Here is a 24,389-nt window from a genome sequence, read left to right on the forward strand (position 1 = left end):
TATGGCAAGACGTTCCCCCCTCCGCCGAGTTTCATGACGCCCCCATCCGCCGCATCCCAGCCCGACGCCCGCCTCGACGCGCTCACCGCGTGGCTGCGCCCGCTCGCCGAGCGCCACGCGCTCGATCTGTCCACCCTCGCGCCCGCGTCTTCGGACGCCAGTTTCCGCCGCTATTTCCGCGTCGCGTCGGCAAACAGCCCGGGCGGCTCGCTGATCGCGGTCGACGCGCCGCCGCCCGAGAAGTGCCGCGAGTTCGTCCAGGTCGCGCAACTGCTCGCCGCGGCCGGCAACCACGTGCCCGAGGTACTGGCCCACGACTTCGACGCCGGCTTCATGCTCGTGACCGACCTCGGCCGCACGTCGTACATCTCGGTGCTCGATCCGGCGGACCCGGCTGCCGCACGCGGGCTGATGCGCGCCGCGCTCGACGCGCTGATCCGCTTCCAGCTGGCGTCGGCGCCCGACGTGCTGCCGCCGTTCGACGAGGCGTTCCTGCGCCGCGAGATGGAGCTGCTGCCCGAATGGCTGATCGGCCGGCACCTCGGCAAACCGGTCGACGACGCGATGCGCGGCACGCTCGACCGCACGTTCGCGCTGCTGATCGCGAGCGCCCGCGCGCAGCCGCAGGGCTTCATGCTGCGCGACTTCATGCCGCGCAACCTGATGGTGTGCGAGCCGAACCCCGGCGTGCTGGACTTCCAGGACGCCGTGTACGGGCCGCTGACCTACGACGTCGTGTCGCTGCTGCGCGACGCGTTCATCAGCTGGGACGAGGAGTTCGAGCTCGACTGCTTCGCGTACTACTGGGAAAAGGCGAAGAAGGCCGGCCTGCCGGTCGATCCGGATTTCGGCGAGTTCTACCGTCAGCTCGAATGGATGGGGCTGCAGCGCCACATCAAGATTCTCGGCCTGTTCGCGCGGATCAACTATCGCAACGGCAAGCCGCATTACCTGGCCGACCTGCCGCGCTTCGTCGCCTATGCGCGCAAGGTCGCGCTGCGCTACCGTCCGCTCGTGCCGTTCGCGAAGCTGCTCGACGAGCTCGAGGGCAAGGGCGCGGCCGATGTCGGCTACACGTTCTGAGCGCCCGCACGACCTGCCGAACATGAGCACGACCCTGACCACCGCGATGATCTTCGCCGCCGGGCGCGGCGAACGGATGCGCCCGCTGACCGACACCCGCCCGAAACCGTTGCTCGAAGCCGGCGGCAAGCCGCTGATCGTCTGGCAGATCGAGGCGCTCGCGCGCGCCGCCATCGACACGATCGTGATCAACCACGCGTGGCTCGGCGCGCAGGTCGAGGCGGCGCTCGGCGACGGTTCGCGCTGGGGCGTGCGGCTCGCGTATTCGGCCGAGCGCGAAGCGCTCGAGACCGCCGGCGGCATCGCGCAGGCGCTGCCGCTGCTCGAGCGCGACGGCCGGCCGACGGTGTTCGCCGCCGTCAGCGGCGACGTGTTCTGCGAATTCGACTACCGCACGCTCGCGTCGCGCGCGGCGCCGATGGCCGCGCTCGAAGCGCCCGCGATGCACCTGGTGATGGTGCCGAACCCGCCGTTCCATCCGGCCGGCGACTTCGCACTCGGCGACGACGGCCGCCTGTCGCTCGACGGCGCCGCGCGGCTCACGTTCGGCAACATCGGGCTGTACGACACGCGGATGTTCCGCGATCTCGAACCCGGCATGCGGCGCGCGCTGACGCCGTACTATCGTGCGGCGATCGAAGCGGGCCGCGCGACCGGCGAACGGTACGACGGCGTGTGGGAGAACGTCGGCACGCCGGCGCAGCTCGGCGAGCTCGATGCGCGGCTGCGGACCGGGGGTTGATCGATACGCGGGGCGGCGCGGCATGACGCGACGCGGTGGGCGGGTGCCGCATGCGGCGGCATCGTCCCGGCGGTCGACGACCACCGGCAGGCCTTGAATCGGCGCGGATCGCCGCGCCGGGCAACGCGGCGATAACGGCGCACCGCCTCACCGCCTCACCGCCTCACCGCCTCACCGCCCGCAGCGTAGCGCGCGCCCTCGGCACGCACCGCAACATCCGCGCTCGCAAACAACACCTCAAGCAACAACTCAAGCAGCCTCCGCCGCCTCCCCACCCGTCGCCGCACGCTGCTGCTGCAGCGTCCACATCTGCGCATACAGCCCGTCCGCTTGCACGAGTTCGTCGTGCGTGCCGCGCTCGACGATGCGCCCGTGGTCCATCACGAGAATCTGCTGCGCGTGCACGACCGTCGACAGCCGGTGCGCGATCACCAGCGTGGTCCGGTGCCGGGCGATCTGGTCGAGCTCCTGCTGGATCGCGCGCTCCGAACGCGAATCGAGCGCGGAAGTCGCCTCGTCGAACAGCAGGATCGGCGGGTTCTTCAGCAGCGTGCGCGCGATCGCGACGCGCTGCTTCTCGCCGCCCGACAATTTCAGCCCGCGCTCGCCGACCGGTGTGTCATAGCCCTTCGGCAGGCTTTCGATGAAGTCGTGGATGTGCGCGGCGCGCGCGGCCGCGATCACTTCGTCGCGGCTCGCGCTCGGGCGGCCGTACGCGATGTTGTAGTAGATCGAGTCGTTGAACAGCACGGTGTCCTGCGGCACGATGCCGATCGACGCGCGCAGCGAATCCTGCGTGACGTCGCGGATGTCCTGCCCGTCGATCCGGATCGCGCCGCCCGTGTGCCGGTCGAGGTCGTAGAAGCGAAACAGCAGCCGCGACAGCGTCGACTTGCCCGACCCGCTATGGCCGACCACCGCGGTCGTCGTGCCCGCATCGATCGTGAACGACACGTCGTGCAGGATCGGCCGCGCCGGCTCGTATGCGAAGTTCACGTGCTCGAAGCGCACCTGCGCGCCGGCCACCGCGAGCGCGCGCGCGTCGGGCAGATCCGCGACTTCCTTCGCAGCCGACAGCAGCCCGAACATCCGGTCCATGTCGGTGAGGCTCTGCTTGAGCTCCCGATAGACGACGCCGAGAAAGTTCAGCGGGATGTACAACTGCAACATGAACGTGTTGATCAGCACCAGATCGCCGAGCGTCAGCTTGCCGGCCAGCACGCCCTGCGTCGCGCGCCACAGGATGAACACGAGCCCCGTGCCGATGATCGCCTGCTGCCCGAAGTTCAGCAGCGACAGCGAATTCTGCGAGCGGATCGCGGCCTGGCGGTAGCGCTTCAGGTTCTCGTCGTAGCGCTGCGTCTCCCACTCCTCGTTGCCGAAGTACTTGACCGTTTCGTAATTGATCAGCGAATCGATCGCCCGCGAGTTCGCGCGCGAATCGAGCTCGTTCATCGTGCGGCGGAAGTGTGTGCGCCAGTTGGTGACCTTCACGGTGAACACGATGTAGGTGACGAGCGCCGCAAACGTCACGTACGCGTAATACGCTTCGTACTTGACCACGAAGAAGCCGAGCACGAGGCCGACCTCGACGAGCGTCGGCAGGATGCTGTACAGCGAATAGGAAATCAGCTGCTGAATGCCGCGGGTGCCGCGCTCGATGTCGCGCGACATGCCGCCCGTCTGGCGTTCGAGATGGAACCGCAGCGACAGCCCGTGCAGATGCCGGAACACCTGCAGCGCGAGCTGGCGCACCGCGCTCTCGGTCACCTTCGAAAACAGAATTTCGCGCAACTCGGTAAACAGCGACGTCGACAGCCGCACCAGTGCATAGGCCACCACCAGCAGCCCGACGCCGCCCGCGAGCACGATGCCGGCCGACTGCTCGGCGCGGCCGAGCGCGGTGAGCTGCTGCACGGCGGACAGATGATCGACGATGCGCTTCATCACGACCGGCACGCCGAGGTTCGCGACCTTCGCGCCGATCAGGCAGCCGAGCGCGAGCGCGACGCGCCATTTGTAGGTCGCGAGGTAAGGCAGCAGCGAGCGGATGGTCTGCCAGTCGTTGCGGGGCCCGGTGGGAGCCGGCGCGGGCTCGCCGGAAGCGGAATATCGGCGCATGGGGAGGATCGGCGGCGGCGTCAGGCGCATGGCTGCGGCGGCCCGCTCGCCCGCTTTCTCGTACAATTTATGGTCGTTGTATTGTCGCAGAAGCCGCTACGCACCGCTGCCGGCGGCCCGGCCGGCCGGGCTGCGCGCGGCGGCGCATTTATTACAGGATGAAAGCCCCGCCATGACCGATCCGATCCTCGAGCTCCCGCAGAAACAGCCCGCCCTGCGCGTCGTCCCGCAACCGCACGACGCCAACGTCCACGGCGACGTGTTCGGCGGCTGGATCATGTCGCAGGTCGACATCGCCGGCTCGATTCCGGCGAGCCAGCGTGCCAACGGCCGCGTCGCGACGGTCGCGGTCAATTCGTTCGTGTTCAAGCAGCCGGTGTTCGTCGGCGACGTGCTGAGCTTCTACGCGACGATCATGCGCACCGGCAACACGTCGGTGACGGTCGACGTCGAGGTGTACGCGCAGCGCATGCGGCTGATGGGCGAAATCGTGAAGGTCACCGAAGCCACGCTCACCTACGTCGCAACCGGCGCCGACCGCAAGCCGCGGCCGCTGCCGCCGCTGTGACCGGCAGCCGCGCCGACGGGCCGCAGCAGGCGCGTCAGCGCGCGGCCGCCAGCCCGAACTCGCGCATCGCCGGCACGAAATCGTGGTTCAGCGTCGGCTTGCGCGACAGCTTCATCAGCACGTAGCGCTGAAACGGCGCGAGCTGCTGCCACTGCGCCAGCGCGGGCGGCAGCAGCCCGGCCAGCGCGCTTTGCTGCACCAGCGCGTCGGGCACCGAGCCGGTGTCGCGCCAGCCCGGCTGCTCGTCCGGCTGGAACCACGACGGCTCGAGATCGGCATGCGTGCGCAGCATCTCGAACAGCGCGTGATCGAAATTGGGCTCGATCGCGGTATCGTCGTCGGCGGGAAAGCGTGCGAGCAGCTTGCGGTCCTCCAGCGGCAGCAGCTGCCACTGCTCGAGCGAGATGCGCAGACCGAAGCGGTCGAGATTGAAGCGCACGATCATCGGGATGTACGTCAGGTTTTCCGACGAATCGTGTTCGAAATCGAATAGCAGCGGAGCGTCGCTGAGTCCCATGGTCGTTACCTGAGTGTCGGATGCCGGCGCGGCCGGCCTGCCTGAGGTATTTTAGAACCTCCGGGCGCGCGCGGCCGACATGATCGACGCCGCAACCGCCCCTATCCACCGGAGTGCCCGTGAATCCGACTGACACAGAAGAACCGCGCGGCGCGATCGAGTTGCCGGTGCGTCGCACGCGCGGCGGCGCGGTCGAGGCCGCGCACGATTACGTCGGCCAGGAATGGCCGGTCGCGCTCGTCTTCAACGGCATCTCGCATGCGGTGATGATGTGTACGCCGCGCGACCTCGAGGCGTTCGCGGTCGGCTTCGCGATCTCCGAAGGGATCGTCGAGCGCGGCAGCGACATCAAGGACATCGACGTGAGCGTGCACGCCGACGCGCCGCTGCCGTATGCGCAGGTGCACCTCGAAGTGGTCCAGCAGGCGTTCGCCGCGCTGAAGGAGCGGCGCCGCGCGCTCGCCGGCCGCACCGGCTGCGGCGTGTGCGGCATCGAAAGCATCGACCTGCTCGATCTCGCGCCGGAGCGCGTGCCCGACACCGGCTTTCTCGCGCGCGTCGCGCCCGACGCGCTCGCGCGCGCCGCACGCGCGCTACCGGCCCATCAGGCGCTCACGCAGCTGACCGGCGGCCTGCATGCGGCCGCGTGGTGCGATGCAACGGGCGCGATCCGCACCGCGTTCGAGGACGTCGGCCGCCACAACGCGCTCGACAAGCTGATCGGTTCGCTGGTGCTCGCGCGCGCCGACCTGACCGACGGCTTCGTGTTTCTGTCGAGCCGCGCGAGCTACGAACTGGTGCGCAAGTCGGCGCGCGTCGGCATTCCGATGGTCGCGACGATCTCCGCGCCGTCGTCGCTCGCGGTCACGATCGCAAAGACGGCCGGCCTGCGGCTGGTGAGCTTCTGCCGCGAGACCGGCCACGTGGATTACGGCACCGCGTGAGCGGTCGCGGCCGGCGCATGGTTCGCCGTGTCGGCCGCATCGGACGCCGCACGCTGCACCGTGCGCACCTCGGGCGCCGCATCGCTCGTGCGCTTGCCGCGATAGTCGGTCCACAGCTTGAGGTCGGTGTCGTAGAGCTTGCAGCGGCGCGCCGTGTCGAAGTACCAGCGCAGGCTGAAGCGCTGCACGACGATCCGGCCGGGCAGCATGTCTTCCAGCTTCGTCTGCGCCGGCTTGAGCCGGTACAGCGGCACGCTCATGTCGACGTGATGCGCGGTGTGCTCCATGATGTGATGCAGCAGGCCGCCGATGCCGAACGGGAACGTCAGGTGCAGCGTGGTCGACACGAACGGCGCGGCGTTCGACCATTCGGCGCGGTTCGCGTGCCATGCGATGCGCGGGTCGGTATGGTGCACATACACGACGAAGCCGATCATCGAACACCAGAACAGGAACGGCACGAGCACGCCGGTCGCGAGCAGCAGCGCGACCGATTGATGCGTGCGCAGCGCGACCGCGACGACGGCGGCGATCCACACGGCCGCGAAGGCCGTCACCAGCAGGCAGTCGCGCCGGAACACCGGCCGCGACGCGCCGATATAGCCGCGGCTCGGGAAGTACATCCGCAGCCACCAGATCTCGACGAGATAGTAGAGGCCCGGCGCCCAGCCGCTCCGGTAGATGCGATCGAGCAGCCGGCGCGTCGGCGACAGCGCGGCGAACTCCGCCGGCGTATGCGGCGCCCAGACGAAGTCGAAGCCCTTCAGGTTCGTATAGCCGTGGTGCACGACGTTGTGCCCGACTTCCCACAGGCTGTACGGCGTCAGCGACGGCAGAAACGCGATGCGGCCGAGCCAGCGGTTCAGCCCGCGGTTCGGCGTGAGGCTCTGATGGCACGCGTCGTGCCCGATGATGAACAGTCGCCCGGTGATGAAGCCGGCCGCCATCCCGCAGACGATCTTGCCGACGATCGAGCCGAGCAGCAGCGCGCCGGCGAACGCGGCGAACAGCAGCAGGTAATCGAGCACCAGCAGCAGGATCGGGCGCGCGATCTCGCGCGTGGCGAACGGCACGAGCCAGGCGCGGATGACCTTGCGATGCGGGATCGGCTCGTCGGCGCGAACCGGAGTATGAGTATCGTGATTGTTCATGATGCGGAGAAGGCGCGCGGTACGCGCGCCTGAAAAGGAGAAGCCGCGCCGCTTAGCGCGACATCATGTTCATGCTGACGTTGTGCATCACCCACAATGTCCCGACGATCAGGATCAGCGCGGTCAGCACCGTATAGCTGAACGCCATCACGTTCCAGCGCTGGCTCGACGCGGTGTTCATGTGCAGGAAGCACACCAGATGCACGAGGATCTGCGCGAACGCGAGCACCGCGAGCGCGATGACCGCCGCCTTCGGCGCGAGCACGCCTGCCATCACCAGCCCGAACGACGCTGCCGTGAGCAGCACCGACAGCACGAAGCCGACGACGTAGCCACGGGCCGTGCCGTGCGCTTCGTCGTGGTGGATGAGTTCCGAATGAGCCATTTAGATCACGCTCGCGAGGTAGACGAAGGAGAACACGCAGATCCAGACGATGTCGAGGAAGTGCCAGAAGAGGCTCAGGCACGTGAGACGCCGCACGTCGCGCTCGGTCATGCCCGAGCCGCGCGCCATCTGCACGACCAGCACCACCATCCACAACAGGCCGACCGCCACGTGCAGCCCGTGCGTGCCGACCAGCGCGAAGAACGCCGACAGGAACGCGCTGCGCTGCGGGCCTGCGCCGTCGGCGATCAGGTGCGAGAACTCGCGCAGTTCCATCGCGAGAAACGCGGCGCCGAGCACGAACGTCACCGCGAGCCACACGAACACGGCGCCGCGCCGGCGGCGCTGCGCGCCGAGCATCGCGAAGCCGTACGTGATGCTCGACAGCAGCAGCGCGGCCGTCTCGAGCGCGACGCCCGGAATGTCGAACAGGTCCTTCGCGGTCGGACCGCCCGCGAACTGGTTGCCGAGCACGGCGAACGTGGCGAACAGCGACGCGAAGATCACGCAGTCCGTCATCAGGTACAGCCAGAAGCCGAACACCGAATGCGACGGCGGATGGTGGTGCGCGGCCGCATGAGGGGCGGCGCCCGACAGAGATTGATACGACATCAGTTCGTCTCCAGTTCAACTTCCGGCGCCGCGGCGCCGAGCTGCACGCCCGCGCGTTGTTCCTCGATGCGGCGGACGGTGTCCGCCGGAATGTAATAGCCGTCGTTGTCCTGCGCGCTGTACAGCACCACCGTCGCGACGATGCCGACGAGCGCGGCGATCGCGAGCCACCAGATGTGCCAGACGAGCGCGAAGCCGAGCAGCAGGCTGAAGATGCCGACGAAGAAGCCCGCGCTCGTGTTCGACGGCATGTGAATGTCGTCGTAGCGGACGTTCTTGCCGAGGCCGAGCCCGAGGCCCTTCGCCTTGCGATACGCGAGCTCGTCGAGTTCGTGCACGTTCGGGATCACCGCGAAGTTGTAGACCGCGGGCGGCGACGACGTCGCCCATTCGAGCGTGCGGCCGTTCCACGGGTCGCCGGTCGCGTCGCGATACTGCGGCTGGTGACGACTGCGCCAGCCGACCCACACCGATGCGACCTGGCAGAGCACGCCGAGCGCGATCAGCACGACGCCGCACGCGGCGGCCACCAGCCACGGATGCCATGCCGGGTTGTCGTAGTGGTTCAGACGGCGCGTCATGCCCATGAAGCCGAGCACGTACAGCGGCACGAACGATGCGTAGAAGCCGAGGAACCAGCACCAGAACGCGCGCTTGCCGAACTTCTCGTCGAGCCGGAACCCGAACACCTTCGGGAACCAGTAATGCACGCCTGCGAAGTAGCCGAACACGACGCCGCCGATGATCGCGTTGTGGAAATGCGCGATCAGGAACAGGCTGTTGTGCAGCACGAAGTCGGCGCCCGGAATCGCCATCATCACGCCGGTCATCCCGCCGAGCGTGAACGTCACCATGAAGCCGATCGTCCACAGCACGGGCGTCGTGAATTCGATGCGGCCGCGGTACATCGTGAACAGCCAGTTGAAGATCTTCACGCCGGTCGGGATCGCGATGACCATCGTCATGATCCCGAAGAACGCGTTGACGTCGGCGCCCGAGCCCATCGTGAAGAAGTGATGCAGCCACACCAGGAACGCGAGCACCATGATCACGCACGACGCGTAGACCATCGTCTTGTAGCCGAACAGCGGCTTCTTCGCGAAGGTCGCGATCACTTCCGAATAGATGCCGAACGCGGGCAGCACGAGGATGTACACCTCCGGATGGCCCCACGCCCAGATCAGGTTCAGGTACAGCATCGCGTTGCCGCCGGCATCGTTCGTGAAGAAGTGCATGTCGAGGTAGCGATCGAGCCCGAGCAGCGCGAGCGCGACCGTCAGGATCGGGAACGTCGCCATGATCAGCACGTTCGAGCACAGCGCCGTCCACGTGAACACCGGCATCTTCATCAGCGTCATGCCGGGCGCGCGCATCTTGACGATCGTCACGAAGAAGTTGATCGCGGTGATCAGCGTGCCGACGCCCGAGATCTGCAGCGCCCACAGGTAGTAGTCGACCCCTACGCCCGGACTGAACTGCAGCTCCGACAGCGGCGGATAGGCGAGCCAGCCCGTCTGCGCGAATTCGCCGATCACGAGCGAGATGTTCATCAGGATCGCGGCGACCGCCGTCATCCAGAAGGACAGCGAATTCAGGAACGGGAACGCGACGTCGCGCGCGCCGATCTGCAGCGGCACGATCAGGTTGAAGAACGCGACCAGCAGCGCCATCGCCATGAAGAAGATCATGATCACGCCGTGCGCGGTGAAGACCTGGTCATAGTGATGCGGCGGCAGATAGCCGGGCGAGTTGTATGCGAGCGCGAGCTGCAGGCGCATCATCACGGCGTCCGCGAAGCCGCGCAGCAGCATCAGCACCGCGACGATCAGATACATCACGCCGATCTTCTTGTGGTCGACCGACGTCAGCCACTCGCTCCACAGCCATTTCCACCGTCCGGTCACCGTCAGCGCGGCGACGATGCCGAGCACGACGAGCCCCATGAACGCGCTCGCGCCCATGATGATGGGCTGATCGAACGGGATCGCCGATAGTGTGAGTTTGCCTAGCATGCGTTACCCCTTCGTCGTGCAGGCGGCGTCCTTCGGATCGAGGACATGGCCGTTGTTGTACTTCGCGATGATGTTGTGGAACAGCTTCGGGTCCACCGACGAGAAATAGCGCACCGGCGCCTTCTCGCTCGGCTGCGCGACCGTGCCGTACGCGGTCATGTCGAGCCGGTCCGCCGACGCCTTCACTTTCTGCACCCACGCGTCGAACTGCTCGCGCGGCTCGGCGAGCGTGCGGAACTTCATGTCCGAGAAGCCGCGACCGCTGTAGTTCGCGGACACGCCGGCGTAGTCGCCGGCTTCGTCGGCGATCAGGTGCAGGCGCGTCTGCATGCCGGCCATCGCATAGACCTGCGTGCCGAGCTGCGGGATGAAGAACGAATTCATCACCGAATCGGACGTGATGCGGAAGTTCACCGGCGTGCCGACGGGAATCGCGAGCTGGTTCACCGACGCGATGCCGAGCTGCGGATAGATGAACAGCCACTTCCAGTCGAGCGCGACGACTTCGACGTCGATCGGCTTGACCGACGACTCGAGCGGCCGGTACGGGTCGAGTTCGTGCGTCGTGCGCCACGTGAGCACGCCGAGGAACAGGATGATCAGCGTCGGGACCGTCCAGATCACGACTTCGATCGCGGTCGAGTGCGACCAGTTCGGCGCGTAGGTCGCGTTGCGGTTGGATGCGCGATAGCGCCATGCAAACCACAGCGTGAGCAGGATCACCGGGACCACGACGATCAGCATCGTCCACGTGGCCGTCGCGATCAGCGACTTTTCCGCGACGCCGACGGCGCCCTTCGGATCGAGCACGTGGAGGTCGCTGCATCCGGCGAGTCCAGCCAGCAGCCCGATGGCGGGTGCCGCACGCGCCCCGCCGGTGATTCGTCCGATCATTGTTCGTTCGCCTGATTGTCGTTGAGGAGTACCACCGGTCGCGCGCCGCCGTCGCGCGACGCAGCCGGCCGCGGCGACCCGACCGCGAACTGTACGGAAATTTGCGGCAGCGCAACTTGACGGCAGACAAGGTTTGCCGTTGCGAGCGGGAGCGGGTCGCGGTAGGCGGGGCGGGATTTTTGGCGGTTGCCGCGTTCGCCGGGGCTCGCGGCGCGGCGGGGGGCCGCGTTCAGGCTGGGGGCAGGAGCGAAGGCGCTACACCGCGACGTGGGTGTCGGCGGGAAGCACGGTAGATATGGGGGACGATCGCGCGCGGCGATCGGCGACGATTGCCGCGGTATGGCGTGCCACGCGAACGCGCGGCGATGCGGGATCGAACCGAGATGCCGCTCGGCGCGTCTTCCCTACGCGCAGATGACGGGCCGCGCGGCGAGCCGCCGGCCGGCCCGAGCGTCCCGCTCGGCCGCGCCGGGCCGCGCGCTCGTTCTGGATCGCGAAGCGTTCGCGCCGCGTATCAGTCGAATTGCCGAAAATCCGGCTTCCGCTTCTCGAAAAAGGCCGTCATCGCCTCGCGCGCTTCCGGCGCGCGCAGCATCGCCGAGAAATGCGCAGCCTCCTCCGCCATCCGCGCGGCCACCGCGACGCCGCCGGTATCCTTGAGCAGCGCCTTCGTCACGCGCAGCGACGACGCGGGCAGCGCCGCCAGCTTCGCGGCCTGCTTCGCCGCGAACGCGTCGAGTTCGGCCGCCGGCAGCACGCGATTGACGATGCCGATCCGGTGCGCCTCAAGCGCGTCGAACGGCTCGCCGAGCAGCAGCTTTTCGGCGGCGATCTGATGTCCGGCCAGCCGCGGCAACAGCACGCTCGACGCGGCCTCCGGGCACAGCCCGAGCTGCGCGAACGGCAGCGAGAACGTCGCGGTGTCGGCCGCATAGACGAGATCGCAGTGCAGCAGCATCGTCACGCCGACGCCGACCGCGATGCCCGGCACCGCCGCGACGATCGGCTTCGCCGCGCCGCTGATGCGGCCGAGGAACTGGAACACCGGCGCGTGCTCGTCCGTCGGCGGCGCCTTCAGGAAATCCTCGAGATCGTTCCCCGAGCTGAAATTGCCGTCGCCGCCGCGCAGCAGGATCGCGCGGATCGCGTTGTCCTCGTGCGCATCGGCGAGCGCATCGGCCATCGTCTGGTACATCGCCGCGGTCAGCGCGTTCTTCTTCGCCGCCCGCGCGATCGTGATCGTGATCACGCCGTCGGCGCGCTCCACTTGAATTTCGGCCACAACCGTCTCCTTTGACTTTCCCCTACCGGAATGAAAAACGGTGCGCGAGCTCGTGGCCCGCGCACCGTCGTCGCTGCTCGTCGCGTCCCGCTTACAGGCGTTCGATGATGCCCGCCGCACCCATGCCGGTGCCGACGCACATCGTGACCATCCCGTACTTCAGGTTGCGGCGGCGCAGCCCGTGCACGACGGTCGCCGCGCGGATCGCGCCGGTCGCGCCGAGCGGATGGCCGAGCGCGATCGCGCCGCCCACCGGGTTGACCTTCGACGGATCGAGGCCGAGATCGCGGATCACCGCCAGCGATTGCGCGGCGAACGCCTCGTTCAGCTCGATCCAGTCGATGTCGTCCTGCTTCAGGCCCGCTGCCTTCAGCGCGGCCGGGATCGCTTCCTTCGGCCCGATGCCCATGATTTGCGGCGGCACGCCGCGCACCGCGAAGCTCACGAAACGCGCGAGCGGCGTCAGGTTGAACTCCTTCAGCACCTTCTCCGACACGACCAGCAGCGCGCCCGCGCCGTCGGACGTCTGCGAGCTGTTGCCGGCCGTGACCGAGCCCTTGTTCGCGAACACCGTGCGCAGCTTCGCGAGGCCCTCGAGCGACGTATCGGCACGCGGGCCTTCGTCGAGCGCGATCTCGCGGGTCTTCACGTCGACTTCGCCGGTCGCGAGGTTCGGGAAGCGCTCGGTGATCGTGTACGCGGCGATCTCGTCGCCGAATTCGCCGGCCTGCTGCGCGGCGAGCGCCTTGCGGTGCGATTCGACCGAGAATGCGTCCTGGTCTTCACGGCTCACCTTCCACTGCTCGGCCACGCGCTCGGCGGTCAGGCCCATGCCGTACGCGATGCCGAAGTCTTCGCTGCGATCGAAGATGTGCGGCGACATCGACGGCTTGTTGCCCATCATCGGCACCATGCTCATCGATTCGCAGCCGCCCGCGAGCAGCGCCTCCGACTCGCCGACGCGAATGCGGTCGGCCGCCATCGCGAGCGCCGTGATGCCCGACGCGCAGAAGCGGTTGACCGTCACGCCGCCGACCGTCTGCGGCAGCCCGGCGAGCAGCGCGCCCATCCGCGCGACGTTCAGTCCCTGCTCGGCTTCGGGAATCGCACAGCCGATGATCGCGTCCTCGATCAGCTTCGTGTCGAAGCCCGGCACCTGCGCGATCGTCGACTTGATCGCGTGAACCAGCATCTCGTCGGGGCGCGTGTTCTTGAAGACACCGCGCGGGGCCTTGCCGATCGGGGTGCGACTGGCGGCGACGATGTATGCGTCTTGCAGTTGTTTGCTCATTTGAAGCTCCTTGTCGGCTCGCTCACTCAGTTACGCACCGGCTTGCCGGTCTGCAACATGCCCATGATCCGCTCCTGCGTCTTCTGCGTGCCGAGCAGCTCGACGAACGCGCGGCGCTCGAGCGCGAGCAGCCATTGCTCGTCGACGAGGCTGCCGGCTTCGACGTCGCCGCCGCACACCACTTCGGCGATGCGGCTCGCGATCAGGAAGTCGTGGTCGCTGATGAAGCGGCCGTCGCGCATGTTGACGAGCGACGCCTTGATCGTCGCGATCGCCGAGCGGCCGGCGACCGGCACGTCCTTCGCGCGCAACGGCGCGCGATAACCGGTCGCGGCCAGCGCGCGCGCTTCCTTCTTCGCAGTGTCGAGCAGCTCGAACACGTTGAAGACGATCGTGTCGGACGGCTTCACGTAGCCCATCGCGCGCGCATCGTGCGCCGAGCTCGACACCTTCGCCATCGCAGCGTTCTCGAACGACTTAGTGACGAACTTGAGGATGTCGGTCGTCGCGTTCGCGGCCGTGGCGGCGTCCGCCGCGCGCAGCGCCGCTTCCTTCAGGCCGCCGCCGGCCGGCACGAGGCCGACGCCCACTTCGACGAGCCCGATGTAGCTCTCGACGTGCACGACGCGCTTCGCGCTGTGCAGCATCAGCTCGCAACCGCCGCCGAGCGCGATGCCCGACACGGCCGCGACCACCGGCACGTTCGCGTACTTCACGCGCAGCATGCCTTCCTGGAACTTCTTCACGAACGGCTCGATGCCCTTCGCGCCGCCCATCATGAACGCGGGCATCGCCTCCTCGAGGTTCGCGCCGGCCGAGAACGGACCGCCCGGCGTGCCGAGCTTCAGCGACGTCGGCTGCCAGATCACGACGCCCTTGTAATCCTGCTCCGCGAGCTCGATCGCCTGCACGAGGCCGTCGATCACACTCGGCCCGATCGTGTTCATCTTCGACTTGAACGACACGATCACGACGTCGTCCTCGCCCGCGCGGTCGTCGACCCACGCGCGCACCGCGTCGGTTTCGAACAGCGTCTTGCCGTAGGTCTTCGGGTCAGCGCCAGTTTCGCCGATCAGCGGAGCGCGGAACACCTGCTTGCGGTAGACGGCGAGGTCCGAGCGCGGCACGAAGCGCTTCGACGCCGGCGCCCACGAGCCCTCGGCCGTATGCACGCCGCCCTTCTCGGCGACCGGGCCTTCGAGCACCCACGACGGCAGCGGCACGTTGGCGAGCGCCTTGCCGGCCGCGATGTCTTCCTGCACCCACTCGGCGACCTGCTTCCAGCCGGCGGCCTGCCAGCCTTCGAACGGACCTTCGTTCCAGCCGAAGCCCCAGCGGATCGCGAGGTCGACGTCGCGCGCGTTGTCGGCGATCGACTCGAGGTGCACGCCGATGTAGTGGAACACGTCGCGGAAGATCGACCACAGGAACTGCGCGTGCGGATGGTCCGTCTCACGCAGCAGTTTCAGGCGTTCCGCCGGCGGGCGCTTCAGGATGCGGCCGACGGTTTCGTCCGCCTTAGCACCCGAGTCGACGTAGGTGCCCGTCTTCGCGTCGAGCACCTTGATCGCCTTGCCTTCCTTCTTGTAGAAGCCGCCGCCGGTCTTCTGGCCGAGCGCGCCCTGCTTCACCAGTTCGGCGAGCACCGCGGGCGTTTCGTAGACCGGGAAGAACGGATCGTCGGCGAGGTTGTCCTGCATCGTCTTGATCACGTGCGCCATCGTGTCGAGGCCGACCACGTCCGCGGTGCGGAACGTCGCCGACTTCGCGCGGCCGAGGCGGGCGCCGGTCAGATCGTCGACTTCGTCGAAGCGCAGGCCGAACTTCGCGGCCTCGGCGATCACCGCGAGGATCGAGAAGATGCCGACGCGGTTCGCGATGAAGTTCGGCGTGTCCTTCGCGCGCACGACGCCCTTGCCGACGACGCTCGTCAGGAACGTCTCGAGCTGGTCGAGGATCTCCGGGCGCGTATGCGCGGTCGGGATCAGCTCGACGAGGTGCATGTAGCGCGGCGGGTTGAAGAAGTGCACGCCGCAGAAGCGCGCCTTCAGCTCGTCGGAGAAACCTTCGGACAGCTTCGTGATCGACAGGCCCGACGTGTTGGTCGCGAAGATCGCGTTCGGCGCGATATGCGGGGCGACCTTCTTGTACAGGTCGTGCTTCCAGTCCATCCGCTCGGCGATCGCTTCGATCACGACGTCGCATTCGGCCAGCTTCGCGATGTCGTCCTCGTAGTTCGCGGCTTCGAGGTATTTCGCGTCGTCCTTCACGCCGAACGGCGCGGGCGACAGCTTCTTCAGATTCTCGATCGCCTTCAGCGCGATCGCGTTTTTCGGGCCTTCCTTGGCCGGCAGGTCGAACAGCAGCACCGGCACGCGCGCGTTGACGAGATGCGCGGCGATCTGCGCGCCCATCACGCCGGCGCCGAGCACGGCGACCTTGCGAATCAGAAAATTGCTCACGGGATGTCTCCGGATAGTGCCGTGCAGCGCGGGTTATGAGGGCTGCGCGGCGAAGTGAGTACCAGGAACCGTTGCGTTCGGGCGGCGCGCGATGCGCACCGCCCGGACTCGCGTCAGAACAGCGATTCGTCGACTTCCATCAGCGTCTTCGAACCGGCGCGCGCGGCGCGGATCGTCGCGGCCGTTTCGGGCAGCAGGCGCGCGAAGTAGAAGCGGGCCGTCGCGAGCTTCGACTTGTAGAAGGGGTCGCCCGACGCTTCGTGATCGAGCGCGATGCGCGCCATGCGCGCCCAGAAGTACGAGAACACCAGATGACCGACGGTGCGCAGGTACGGCACGGCAGCCGCGCCGACTTCGTCCGGGTTCTGCATCGCCTTCATGCCGATTTCCATCGTCAGCTTCTGCACCTTCTCGCCGATGTCGGCGAGCGGGTTGATGAACTCGGCCATCTCCGGCTTCACGCCTTCGGCTTCCGCGAACTCGGTCACGAGCTTGCCGAACTTCTTCAGCTTCGCGCCCATGTCGCCGAGCACCTTGCGGCCCAGCAGGTCGAGCGACTGGATCGAGTTCGTGCCTTCGTAGATCATGTTGATCCGCGCGTCGCGCACGTACTGCTCCATGCCCCACTCGGAGATGAAGCCGTGGCCGCCGTAGATCTGCATCGCGTGGTTGGTCGACTCGAACGCGTTGTCGGTCAGGAACGCCTTGATGATCGGCGTGAGCAGCGCGACGAGGTCGGCGGCTTCCTTGCGCACCGCTTCGTCGGCGTGCGACAGCTCCTTGTCGATCTGCAGCGCCGACCAGTACGTGAACGCGCGCGCGCCTTCCGCATAGGCCTTCTGCGTGAGCAGCATGCGGCGCACGTCCGGGTGGACGATGATCGGGTCGGCCGGCTTGTCCGGCGCCTTCGGGCCGGTCAGCGAGCGCATCTGCAGGCGTTCCTTCGCGTAGGTCAGCGAGTTCTGGTACGCCACTTCGGTGAGACCGAGGCCCTGCATGCCGACGCCCAGGCGCGCGGCATTCATCATCACGAACATCGCGTTGAGGCCCTTGTTCGGCTCGCCGACCATCCAGCCCTTCGCGCCGTCGAGGTTCATCACGCACGTCGAGTTGCCGTGGATGCCCATCTTGTGCTCGATCGAACCGCACTTGATGCCGTTGCGCTCGCCCGGCTCGCCCGACGCGTCCGGAATGAACTTCGGCACGATGAACAGCGAGATGCCCTTGGTGCCTTGCGGCGCGTCCGGCAGGCGCGCGAGCACGAGGTGGACGATGTTCTTCGACATGTCGTGCTCGCCGCTCGAGATGAAGATCTTCGTGCCGCTGATCGAGTACGAGCCGTCGCCGTTCGGTTCGGCCTTGGTGCGCAGGATGCCGAGGTCGGTGCCGCAGTGCGGCTCGGTCAGGCACATCGTGCCGGTCCATTCGCCGGACACGAGCTTCGGCAGATATTGCTGCTGCAGCTCCGGCGCGCCGTGGGCGTGCAGGCATTCGTACGCGCCGTGCGACAGGCCGGGATACATCGTCCAGGCCTGGTTCGCCGAGTTCAGCATTTCGTAGAGCGCGTTGTTGACGAACGCGGGCAGGCCCTGGCCGCCGTATTCCGGGTCGCAGCCGAGCGCGGGCCAGCCGGCCTGGACGTACTGGCGGTACGCTTCCTTGAAGCCGGTCGGCGTCTTCACGACGCCGTCGCCTTCATAGGTGCAGCCTTCGCGATCGCCGACCTGGTTCAGCGGGAACAGCACCTCTGAGCAGAACTTGCCCGCTTCCTCCAGGACCTGGTTGATCGTGTCGGCGTCGAGGTCCGCATGCCGCGGCATTTGCTTGACCTCGGCTTCGACGTTCAGAAGCTCGTGCAACACGAATTGCATGTCGCGCAGCGGCGCGGCGTACTGTCCCATGACTCTCTCCAAAGGTGGGCAAAACGGCTCGAGCTCCTGGCGGCGGTTCCCGCGCCGCTAACGGCTCTCGCTCTGATACGAAACGATCGTCTTTTCCAGCGCGGCCCACGTGAGGCGCACGGCATCCGGCGAATGCAGGAAGCGTGCGTCGTGATGCAGGCCGAGCGTGAAGCTGTACAACTCGAAGAGCATCAGGTCCGGATCGGAATCCGCACGCAGATGACCCTCTTCCTTCGCCTGCGAAATGGCGCGCAGCAACGCGGCACGCCAGGCGGTCACGCTCGCGATCAACTGCTCGCGCACCGGGCTGTCCGGCCGGTCGTCGTACTCGACGGCCCCGCTGATGTAGATGCAGCCAGTCGTCACCTCCTGGATGCGCTTCTCGATCCAGCGCGCCAGCATCGCCCGCAGGCGCGGCAAACCGCGCGGCTCGCGCAGGCTCGGAAAGAACACCTCGTTCTCGAAACGATGGTGATATTCGCGGACGACCTCGACCTGCAGATCCTCGCGCGATCCGAAGTGCGCGAACACGCCGCTCTTGCTCATCTGCATGCGCTCGGCCAGCAGGCCGATCGTCAGCCCCTCCAGCCCGTCACGGCTGGCGAGATCCAAAGCAGCTTCGAGTATCGCGGCACGCGTCTGTTCGCCTTTTCGCATAGCTTTTTCTGTAACCGTTCGGGGGGTCGAATAAAATCGAACGGCCGTACTATTATTGAGTGCGGCCGCTCGTGAAACAAGGAAATTATTAGAAACCGGTGTCTAACCGAGCCGCTATTTTGCGCGATTCCGGCGGGACCGGAGCGGCTTTTCCGCACGAACGTGCGGACAGATTTTTGAAGCGGGCGCTTAGTCGTAACCGCCGACCGTCAGCGCCTTCATCACGAGGCGGTACGTGTTGTACGCGAGCCAGTTCAGGATACGCTCGATGCGCGGCCGCGTCGCGTACAGCGCGGCGTCGATTTCGCGGCCTTCGGCGAACGCGGCGCCGATCGCGTCGCGCAGCTCGTTGGTGACCTTGTCGTAGCGCACCAGCACCACGTTGGCCTCATTGTTCAACATCAGGCTCAACGCGTCCAGATTCGACGAACCGACCGTCGCCCAATTGTCGTCGATCACGGCCACCTTGCCATGCAGGATCGTCTTGTCGTATTCCGCCACGCGCACGCCGGCGCGCAGCAGCGCGTGGTACAGGAACGGCACCGCGGCGTCGAGCGCGGTGAACTCCTTGCGGCCGATCAGGATGCGCACGTCGACGCCGCGGCGCGCCGCGCGCGTCAATGCGCGGCGCAGCTTGCGACCCGGCATGAAATAAGGATTCGCGAGCAGGATCTGCGCGCGCGCCTTGCCGATCGCGGCGAGATACGCCTTCTCGATCGCGCGGCGGTTCACGACGTTGTCGCGCGCGACGAACGCGACGCTCGGCTCGGTCACGACCCGCAGCGCGCCGGCCTTGATCCAGCGATGGTTGCGCATCCAGCGCCGGAACATGTCCGGGAACGCTTCGCCGCCGTGCAGCCCGGCCGCGTACTGCGCATACGGCTTGTGGCCGAAGCGGATGCGGTGCCATTGCAGCTCGAACGCGGCGCGCACGTCGGCCACCGCCGGCCCGGCCATCTCGACCGCGAAATCCCAGCGCGGAAACGGCAGCGTCGCGCTGCCCTGCGTGTAGTCGTCGACGATGTTGATGCCGCCGCAGAACGCGACCGCATGATCGATCACCGCGAGCTTGCGGTGCGTGCGCGAGAAGCCGAAGCGGCCGAACAGATAGCGGTTGTAGATGCTGTGCTCGACGCCGGCCGCGGCCCAGGCGTCGAACAGCGGCAGGCGCGCGGTGCCGACGCCGTCGGTGATCACGCGCACGCGCACGCCGCGCTGCGTCGCGCGGATCAATGCGTCCGACACCGGCCGGCCGGCCGCGTCGTCGCAGAAGATGTAGGTTTCGAGCATCACCTGCTCGCGCGCCGCGTCGATCCGCTCGATCAGCGCGTGGAAGAATTCGGCGCCGGTTTCGCACAGCCGCACCGTGTTGCCGGTCGTGAACGCGAGCCGCGATGCGGAGCCGCGCTCCTGCAGGAACATCTGCCGCAATTGCGCGAAGCGCTTGCGGGCCTGCCCATTCATGCGGACGAGCCGTGCGTCGCGCCGGCGAGCGCGACGCGCACCGGCAGTTGCAGGATCGCCTCGGCGTTCGACGGCGAAAAGCAGCGCGCGGCCGCTTCACGGTACGGCAGCCACGCGTAGTCGACGTGCTCGCGCGGCGACAGCGTCACGTCGACACGCCGCGGCACGCACAGCCCGAACCAGTGCTCGACGTTGCGCGTGACGCCCGGCGCATAGCGATGCAGGTATTGCGGATAGATCGCGTATTCGATCCGATGGCGCCAGTCGGTCAGCGCGGCGGCCGGCACGTCGTGCGAGCCGACCGCGATGCCGGTTTCCTCGACGACTTCCCGCGCGGCGGTGAGCGCGAGCGGCTCGTCGGGCGTGTCCTTCGAGCCGGTCACCGATTGCCAGAAGTCGGGCTGATCGGCGCGCTTGATCACCAGCACGTCGAGTTCGGGCGTGTAGATCACGACGAGAACGGATTCGGGGATTTTCGGCGGCTTCGTCATCGTTGTTTCATGCGGCACAGGGCCGTGCGCCGGGCCTGTGCCGGAACGGGCGGCAAGTGCTGCGACTGTACCGCAAAAAACGAAAAAGGCGCATCGGATGCGCCTCTTTCATCGGGTGCGCGTGTGCGCGTCGCCGCGCACACGCATGACTGCGAACTTACGCCTTCGGCTGTTCCGGCTGGCGCAGGCGGATGTGCAGCTCGCGCAGCTGGCGCTCGTCGACCGGGCTCGGCGCCTGCGTGAGCAGATCCTGCGCGCGCTGCGTCTTCGGGAACGCGATCACGTCGCGGATCGAGTCGGCGCCGGCCATCATCGTGACGATGCGGTCGAGACCGAACGCGATACCGCCGTGCGGCGGCGCGCCGTATTGCAGCGCGTCGAGCAGGAAGCCGAACTTCGCCTGCGCTTCTTCCGCACCGATCTTCAGCGCGCGGAACACCTTGCTCTGCACTTCCTCGCGGTGGATCCGCACCGAGCCGCCGCCGATTTCCCAGCCGTTCAGCACCATGTCGTACGCCTTCGCGAGGCAACGGCCCGGATCGGTCTCGAGGTACTCGAGGTGCTCGTCCTTCGGGCTCGTGAACGGGTGGTGAGCGGCGACGTAGCGCGCGTCTTCGTCGTCGTATTCGAACATCGGGAAGTCGACGACCCACAGCGGCTTCCAGCCGGCCTGAACGAGGCCGTTCGCCTTGCCGAATTCCGAGTGGCCGATCTTCAGGCGCAGTGCGCCGAGGCTGTCGTTCACGACCTTCGCGCGGTCGGCCGCGAAGAAGATGATGTCGCCGTCTTCAGCGCCGGTGCGCTCGAGGATCGCCGCGATCGACGCGTCGTGCAGGTTCTTGACGATCGGGCTTTGCAGGCCGTCGCGGCCCTTCGCCTTCTCATTGACCTTGATCCACGCGAGGCCCTTCGCGCCGTAGATGCGCACGAATTCCGTGTAGCCGTCGATGTCGCCGCGCGACAGCTCGCCGCCCTTCGGCACGCGCAGCGCCGCGACACGGCCGTCCTTCGCATTGGCCGGCGTGCTGAACACCTTGAAGTCGACGTCCTTCATCGCGTCGGTCAGCTCGGTGAATTCGAGCTTCACGCGCAGGTCCGGCTTGTCCGAGCCGAAACGCGCCATCGCTTCCGAGTACGGCATCACCGGGAATTTCGCGTCGAGCTCGACGTCGATCGTCGTCTTGAAGATGTGACGGATCATGTCTTCGAACAGATCGCGGATTTCCTGCTCGCCGAGGAACGAGGTTTCGCAGTCGATCTGCGTGAATTCCGGCTGACGGTCGGCACGCAGGTCCTCGTCGCGGAAACACTTGGTGATCTGGTAGTAACGGTCGAAGTTCGCGACCATCAGCAGCTGCTTGAACAGCTGCGGCGACTGCGGCAGCGCGAAGAACTGGCCCGCGTTCACGCGCGACGGCACCAGGTAGTCGCGCGCGCCTTCCGGCGTGCTCTTCGTGAGCATCGGCGTTTCGATGTCGATGAAGCCCTGCTCGTCGAGGTACTTGCGCGCCTCGATCGCGACGCGGTAGCGCAGACGCAGGTTGTGCTGCATCTGCGGGCGGCGCAGGTCGAGCACGCGGTGCGTGAGGCGCGTCGTTTCCGACAGGTTGTCGTCGTCGAGCTGGAACGGCGGCGTGACCGACGCGTTCAGCACGATCAGCTCGTGGCACAGCACTTCGATCTTGCCGCTCTTCAGCCCCGCGTTGACCGTGCCTTCCGGACGGTTGCGCACCAGCCCCTTGATCTGCACGCAGAACTCGTTGCGCACGCCTTCGGCGGTCGCGAACATTTCCGCGCGATCCGGGTCGCAGACCACCTGCACGAGGCCTTCACGATCGCGCAGGTCGATGAAGATCACACCGCCGTGATCGCGGCGGCGCTGCACCCAGCCGCACAGCGACACGGTTTGGCCCAGCAGGTGTTCGGTCACGAGACCGCAGTATTCAGTACGCATCGACATGATGTTTGCTTTCGTTCGGTTTGATCAACGGGCGCCGCAGCGCGCGGCCCGGGCGATGATACGTTGGTTACAGCGGCGGCTCGACGGGACGGCGGGCGGGCGCAGGAACCGGCGCCGGGGGCGCCACGACGCCCATCGAGACGATGTACTTGAGCGCGGCATCGACCGACATGTCGAGTTCGATGACTTCGCTCTTCGGCAGCATCAGGAAGAAGCCCGACGTCGGGTTCGGCGTCGTGGGCACGTACACGCTCACGAATTCTTCCGTCAGATGGTTGACCACGTCGCCGCCCGGCGTGCCGGTCAGGAACGCGATCGTATACGAGCCGCGGCGCGGGTATTCGATCAACAGCGCCTTGCGGAACGCGTTGCCGCTGCTCGACAGCAGCGTGTCCGACACCTGCTTGACGCTCGTGTAGATCGGGCCGACCACCGGGATGTGGCGCACCACCGCGTTCCACCACGTGACGAGCTTCTGGCCGATGAAGTTGCGCGTGGCCAGCCCGACGACGAAGATGAACGCGAGCGTCAGCACCGCGCCGATGCCCGGCAGGTGAAAGCCGAGCAGCCGCTCCGGCTGCCACGACTCGGGCAGCAGCAGCAGCGTCTGGTCCATCGTGCCGATGATGAGGCCGAGCACCCACAGCGTGATCGCAAGCGGGACGAGGACCAGCAGGCCGGTCAGAAACACCGATTTCAGGGTCGTCTTTTTCATCATCTGCCGTCAATGAACCGCGCCTCGAGCGCGGTGTGAGCGCGGCCCGGCCGGGCCGCGACTGTCAAGTGCCGGCGGCGGGCGTCGCGGCCGGGGCCGGCGCGGCGCTCGTCGTCGTGCTTTCGGTGCTCGCGGCAGCCGGCGCGGCCGCAGCCGGGGCTGCACCGCCCGCGGCGCTGCCCGCTTCGCCGGACGTCGACGCCGGCGCGCTGGTGCCGCCCGAGCCACCGCGGAAATCGGTGACGTACCAGCCGGAACCCTTCAGCTGGAAGCCGGCGGCGGTGACCTGCTTGCGAAAAGCATCCTTCCCGCATTCGGGGCATTGCGACAGCGGCGCATCGCTCATCTTCTGGAGCACGTCTTTCGCGAAACCGCACGCTTCGCATCGATAGGCGTAGATCGGCATGATATTTTTCCCGCAGAAACTGGAAACGGCTTGCAAAACCTTGAATTATAGCCGAAACCCCGGCGCGCTCCGGCAACGGCAGCGACGCGCGGCGTTCAGCGACGGCGCCACGTGAGCCAGCGCTCGTGCCCATCGAACACGGGCAGCGAATCGGTCACCGGCAGCTCCTCGATCAGTTCGAACGAGGGCGCCAGCAAGGCGTCGAGCTCGGCGCGCTCGATGCCGAACGGCGGCCCCTTCGGCTTCTTCATCACGAAGAAATAGCCGGCCAGCAATCCGCCGGCCGGCAGCAGTTCGGCCATCCGCGCCGCGTAGCCGGCGCGCAGGCTCGGCGGCAGCGCGCACAGGAACGCGCGCTCGTACACCCACTGCACGACGAACGGCGGCTGGTACGCGAAAAAATCCGCCTGCTCGACGACGTCCGCATGCGCACCGAGCGTCGCCTTCGCGGCGGCGACCGCCTGCTCGGCGAAATCGATCGCGCGCACCGGCCAGCCGGCCTGCGCGAGCCAGCCGGCCTCCTGCGCGCTGCCGCAGCCGGGAATCAGCACCGTACACGGCGCGCGGCGCTGCGCGAACGCGCGGAACCCGTCGGGCACGCCGCCGAATTCCCACGGCGTCACGCCGCGCGCGAAGCGCTCGTCCCAGAACGAAGCATTGGCCGGATCGCGCGTCGCGAAGTCGGCGGCGCTCGGCGGCGGCGGTTGGGTCGGGTTGGACATCGCTCGGCT

General features: G+C 67.2%; 22 protein-coding genes. 4 read left to right on the top strand and 18 right to left on the bottom strand.

Features of this window, described 5'->3' with window-relative positions; all coding sequences use genetic code 11:
• Window positions 1-33 precede the first annotated feature (33 nt).
• Together MYA_RS12030 and murU are read left to right on the top strand one after the other, a co-directional pair.
• Window positions 34-1,083 carry an aminoglycoside phosphotransferase family protein gene (locus tag MYA_RS12030; RefSeq protein ID WP_014723608.1) on the top strand — a complete coding sequence of 350 codons (1,050 nt, stop codon included), beginning with the start codon at window positions 34-36 and terminating at the stop codon, window positions 1,081-1,083.
• 22 nt (window positions 1,084-1,105) lie between these two features.
• On the top strand, window positions 1,106-1,825 hold the full coding sequence (gene murU / locus MYA_RS12035) for an N-acetylmuramate alpha-1-phosphate uridylyltransferase MurU (protein WP_014723609.1): 720 nt from the start codon (window positions 1,106-1,108) through the stop codon (window positions 1,823-1,825).
• Between the two features lie 249 nt (window positions 1,826-2,074).
• Here the strand turns inward: murU and MYA_RS12040 are convergent, their stop codons facing one another.
• The gene (locus tag MYA_RS12040; RefSeq protein ID WP_041493985.1) at window positions 2,075-3,946 is read right to left on the bottom strand and encodes an ABCB family ABC transporter ATP-binding protein/permease; all 1,872 of its coding nucleotides are present in this window, start codon (window positions 3,944-3,946) and stop codon (window positions 2,075-2,077) included.
• A 172-nt stretch (window positions 3,947-4,118) separates the two neighbouring features.
• Here MYA_RS12040 and MYA_RS12045 point away from each other — a divergent pair, with 172 nt between their 5' ends.
• Entirely contained in the window at window positions 4,119-4,514 is a 396-nt protein-coding gene (locus tag MYA_RS12045) for an acyl-CoA thioesterase (RefSeq protein ID WP_014723611.1), read from the top strand.
• A 34-nt stretch (window positions 4,515-4,548) separates the two neighbouring features.
• Here the strand turns inward: MYA_RS12045 and MYA_RS12050 are convergent, their stop codons facing one another.
• A complete protein-coding gene (locus tag MYA_RS12050) occupies window positions 4,549-5,031 on the bottom strand; it encodes a nitrate reductase associated protein (protein WP_014723612.1) in 483 nt (160 codons plus the stop codon).
• Window positions 5,032-5,144: 113 nt separating this feature from the next.
• On the opposite strand from MYA_RS12050, the gene fdhD reads away from it, so the two are divergent.
• On the top strand, window positions 5,145-5,975 hold the full coding sequence (fdhD, locus tag MYA_RS12055; RefSeq protein ID WP_034192696.1) for a formate dehydrogenase accessory sulfurtransferase FdhD: 831 nt from the start codon (window positions 5,145-5,147) through the stop codon (window positions 5,973-5,975).
• Here the strand turns inward: fdhD and MYA_RS12060 are convergent.
• The 16 genes from MYA_RS12060 to MYA_RS12135 form a co-directional block, all read right to left on the bottom strand.
• Window positions 5,960-7,126: a fatty acid desaturase gene (locus MYA_RS12060; protein WP_011885982.1), complete on the bottom strand. Its 1,167-nt coding sequence runs from the start codon at window positions 7,124-7,126 to the stop codon at window positions 5,960-5,962. The genes fdhD and MYA_RS12060 overlap by 16 nt on opposite strands.
• 52 nt (window positions 7,127-7,178) lie before the next feature.
• On the bottom strand, window positions 7,179-7,511 hold the full coding sequence (gene cyoD, locus MYA_RS12065; protein ID WP_011885983.1) for a cytochrome o ubiquinol oxidase subunit IV: 333 nt from the start codon (window positions 7,509-7,511) through the stop codon (window positions 7,179-7,181).
• On the bottom strand, window positions 7,512-8,123 hold the full coding sequence (gene cyoC, locus MYA_RS12070) for a cytochrome o ubiquinol oxidase subunit III (protein ID WP_011885984.1): 612 nt from the start codon (window positions 8,121-8,123) through the stop codon (window positions 7,512-7,514).
• Window positions 8,123-10,135 (bottom strand): cytochrome o ubiquinol oxidase subunit I, encoded by a 2,013-nt coding sequence (gene cyoB / locus MYA_RS12075; protein WP_014723613.1) that lies wholly within the window; start codon window positions 10,133-10,135, stop codon window positions 8,123-8,125. The genes cyoC and cyoB overlap by 1 nt, the downstream gene beginning before the upstream one ends.
• 3 nt (window positions 10,136-10,138) lie before the next feature.
• Window positions 10,139-11,029, bottom strand: coding sequence for a ubiquinol oxidase subunit II (gene cyoA / locus MYA_RS12080; protein WP_014723614.1), 891 nt, complete (start codon window positions 11,027-11,029; stop codon window positions 10,139-10,141).
• Window positions 11,030-11,543: 514 nt separating this feature from the next.
• Entirely contained in the window at window positions 11,544-12,311 is a 768-nt protein-coding gene (locus MYA_RS12085; RefSeq protein WP_014723615.1) for an enoyl-CoA hydratase, read from the bottom strand.
• Between the two features lie 91 nt (window positions 12,312-12,402).
• The gene (locus MYA_RS12090; protein ID WP_014723616.1) at window positions 12,403-13,602 is read right to left on the bottom strand and encodes an acetyl-CoA C-acyltransferase; all 1,200 of its coding nucleotides are present in this window, start codon (window positions 13,600-13,602) and stop codon (window positions 12,403-12,405) included.
• A gap of 26 nt (window positions 13,603-13,628) precedes the next feature.
• The gene (locus MYA_RS12095) at window positions 13,629-16,064 is read right to left on the bottom strand and encodes a 3-hydroxyacyl-CoA dehydrogenase/enoyl-CoA hydratase family protein (protein WP_014723617.1); all 2,436 of its coding nucleotides are present in this window, start codon (window positions 16,062-16,064) and stop codon (window positions 13,629-13,631) included.
• A gap of 113 nt (window positions 16,065-16,177) precedes the next feature.
• Entirely contained in the window at window positions 16,178-17,965 is a 1,788-nt protein-coding gene (locus tag MYA_RS12100) for an acyl-CoA dehydrogenase C-terminal domain-containing protein (protein WP_014723618.1), read from the bottom strand.
• Window positions 17,966-18,022: 57 nt separating this feature from the next.
• On the bottom strand, window positions 18,023-18,622 hold the full coding sequence (locus MYA_RS12105; protein WP_011885991.1) for a TetR/AcrR family transcriptional regulator: 600 nt from the start codon (window positions 18,620-18,622) through the stop codon (window positions 18,023-18,025).
• Between the two features lie 189 nt (window positions 18,623-18,811).
• Window positions 18,812-20,086, bottom strand: coding sequence for a cardiolipin synthase ClsB (gene clsB / locus MYA_RS12110; protein WP_011885992.1), 1,275 nt, complete (start codon window positions 20,084-20,086; stop codon window positions 18,812-18,814).
• Window positions 20,083-20,577 (bottom strand): dihydroneopterin triphosphate diphosphatase, encoded by a 495-nt coding sequence (gene nudB / locus MYA_RS12115; protein ID WP_011885993.1) that lies wholly within the window; start codon window positions 20,575-20,577, stop codon window positions 20,083-20,085. Before nudB ends, clsB begins: the two co-directional genes overlap by 4 nt.
• Window positions 20,578-20,734: 157 nt before the next feature.
• Window positions 20,735-22,537, bottom strand: a complete 1,803-nt coding sequence (aspS, locus tag MYA_RS12120; protein ID WP_014723620.1) for an aspartate--tRNA ligase — start codon at window positions 22,535-22,537, stop codon at window positions 20,735-20,737.
• 67 nt (window positions 22,538-22,604) lie between these two features.
• Entirely contained in the window at window positions 22,605-23,255 is a 651-nt protein-coding gene (locus tag MYA_RS12125; RefSeq protein WP_011885995.1) for a DUF502 domain-containing protein, read from the bottom strand.
• Between the two features lie 61 nt (window positions 23,256-23,316).
• Window positions 23,317-23,658, bottom strand: coding sequence for an FmdB family zinc ribbon protein (locus MYA_RS12130; protein WP_014723622.1), 342 nt, complete (start codon window positions 23,656-23,658; stop codon window positions 23,317-23,319).
• 95 nt (window positions 23,659-23,753) lie between these two features.
• The gene (locus MYA_RS12135) at window positions 23,754-24,380 is read right to left on the bottom strand and encodes an SAM-dependent methyltransferase (protein ID WP_014723623.1); all 627 of its coding nucleotides are present in this window, start codon (window positions 24,378-24,380) and stop codon (window positions 23,754-23,756) included.
• Window positions 24,381-24,389 lie beyond the last annotated feature (9 nt).

Origin of the sequence: Burkholderia sp. KJ006, assembly GCF_000262695.1 — a bacterium.
GTDB classification, from domain to species: Bacteria; Pseudomonadota; Gammaproteobacteria; order Burkholderiales; family Burkholderiaceae; genus Burkholderia; species Burkholderia vietnamiensis.

Excerpts from the sequence above, each read along its gene's own strand:
- MYA_RS12030 (WP_014723608.1), top strand. The coding sequence starts at position 34 with ATGACGCCCCCATCCGCCGCATCCCAGCCCGACGCCCGCCTCGACGCG.
- murU (WP_014723609.1), top strand. The coding sequence starts at position 1,106 with ATGAGCACGACCCTGACCACCGCGATGATCTTCGCCGCCGGGCGCGGC.
- MYA_RS12040 (WP_041493985.1), bottom strand. The coding sequence starts at position 3,946 with ATGCGCCGATATTCCGCTTCCGGCGAGCCCGCGCCGGCTCCCACCGGG.
- MYA_RS12045 (WP_014723611.1), top strand. The coding sequence starts at position 4,119 with ATGACCGATCCGATCCTCGAGCTCCCGCAGAAACAGCCCGCCCTGCGC.
- MYA_RS12050 (WP_014723612.1), bottom strand. The coding sequence starts at position 5,031 with ATGGGACTCAGCGACGCTCCGCTGCTATTCGATTTCGAACACGATTCG.
- MYA_RS12060 (WP_011885982.1), bottom strand. The coding sequence starts at position 7,126 with ATGAACAATCACGATACTCATACTCCGGTTCGCGCCGACGAGCCGATC.
- cyoD (WP_011885983.1), bottom strand. The coding sequence starts at position 7,511 with ATGGCTCATTCGGAACTCATCCACCACGACGAAGCGCACGGCACGGCC.
- cyoC (WP_011885984.1), bottom strand. The coding sequence starts at position 8,123 with ATGTCGTATCAATCTCTGTCGGGCGCCGCCCCTCATGCGGCCGCGCAC.
- cyoB (WP_014723613.1), bottom strand. The coding sequence starts at position 10,135 with ATGCTAGGCAAACTCACACTATCGGCGATCCCGTTCGATCAGCCCATC.
- cyoA (WP_014723614.1), bottom strand. The coding sequence starts at position 11,029 with ATGATCGGACGAATCACCGGCGGGGCGCGTGCGGCACCCGCCATCGGG.
- MYA_RS12090 (WP_014723616.1), bottom strand. The coding sequence starts at position 13,602 with ATGAGCAAACAACTGCAAGACGCATACATCGTCGCCGCCAGTCGCACC.
- MYA_RS12100 (WP_014723618.1), bottom strand. The coding sequence starts at position 17,965 with ATGGGACAGTACGCCGCGCCGCTGCGCGACATGCAATTCGTGTTGCAC.
- MYA_RS12105 (WP_011885991.1), bottom strand. The coding sequence starts at position 18,622 with ATGCGAAAAGGCGAACAGACGCGTGCCGCGATACTCGAAGCTGCTTTG.
- clsB (WP_011885992.1), bottom strand. The coding sequence starts at position 20,086 with ATGAATGGGCAGGCCCGCAAGCGCTTCGCGCAATTGCGGCAGATGTTC.
- nudB (WP_011885993.1), bottom strand. The coding sequence starts at position 20,577 with ATGACGAAGCCGCCGAAAATCCCCGAATCCGTTCTCGTCGTGATCTAC.
- aspS (WP_014723620.1), bottom strand. The coding sequence starts at position 22,537 with ATGTCGATGCGTACTGAATACTGCGGTCTCGTGACCGAACACCTGCTG.
- MYA_RS12125 (WP_011885995.1), bottom strand. The coding sequence starts at position 23,255 with ATGATGAAAAAGACGACCCTGAAATCGGTGTTTCTGACCGGCCTGCTG.
- MYA_RS12130 (WP_014723622.1), bottom strand. The coding sequence starts at position 23,658 with ATGCCGATCTACGCCTATCGATGCGAAGCGTGCGGTTTCGCGAAAGAC.
- MYA_RS12135 (WP_014723623.1), bottom strand. The coding sequence starts at position 24,380 with ATGTCCAACCCGACCCAACCGCCGCCGCCGAGCGCCGCCGACTTCGCG.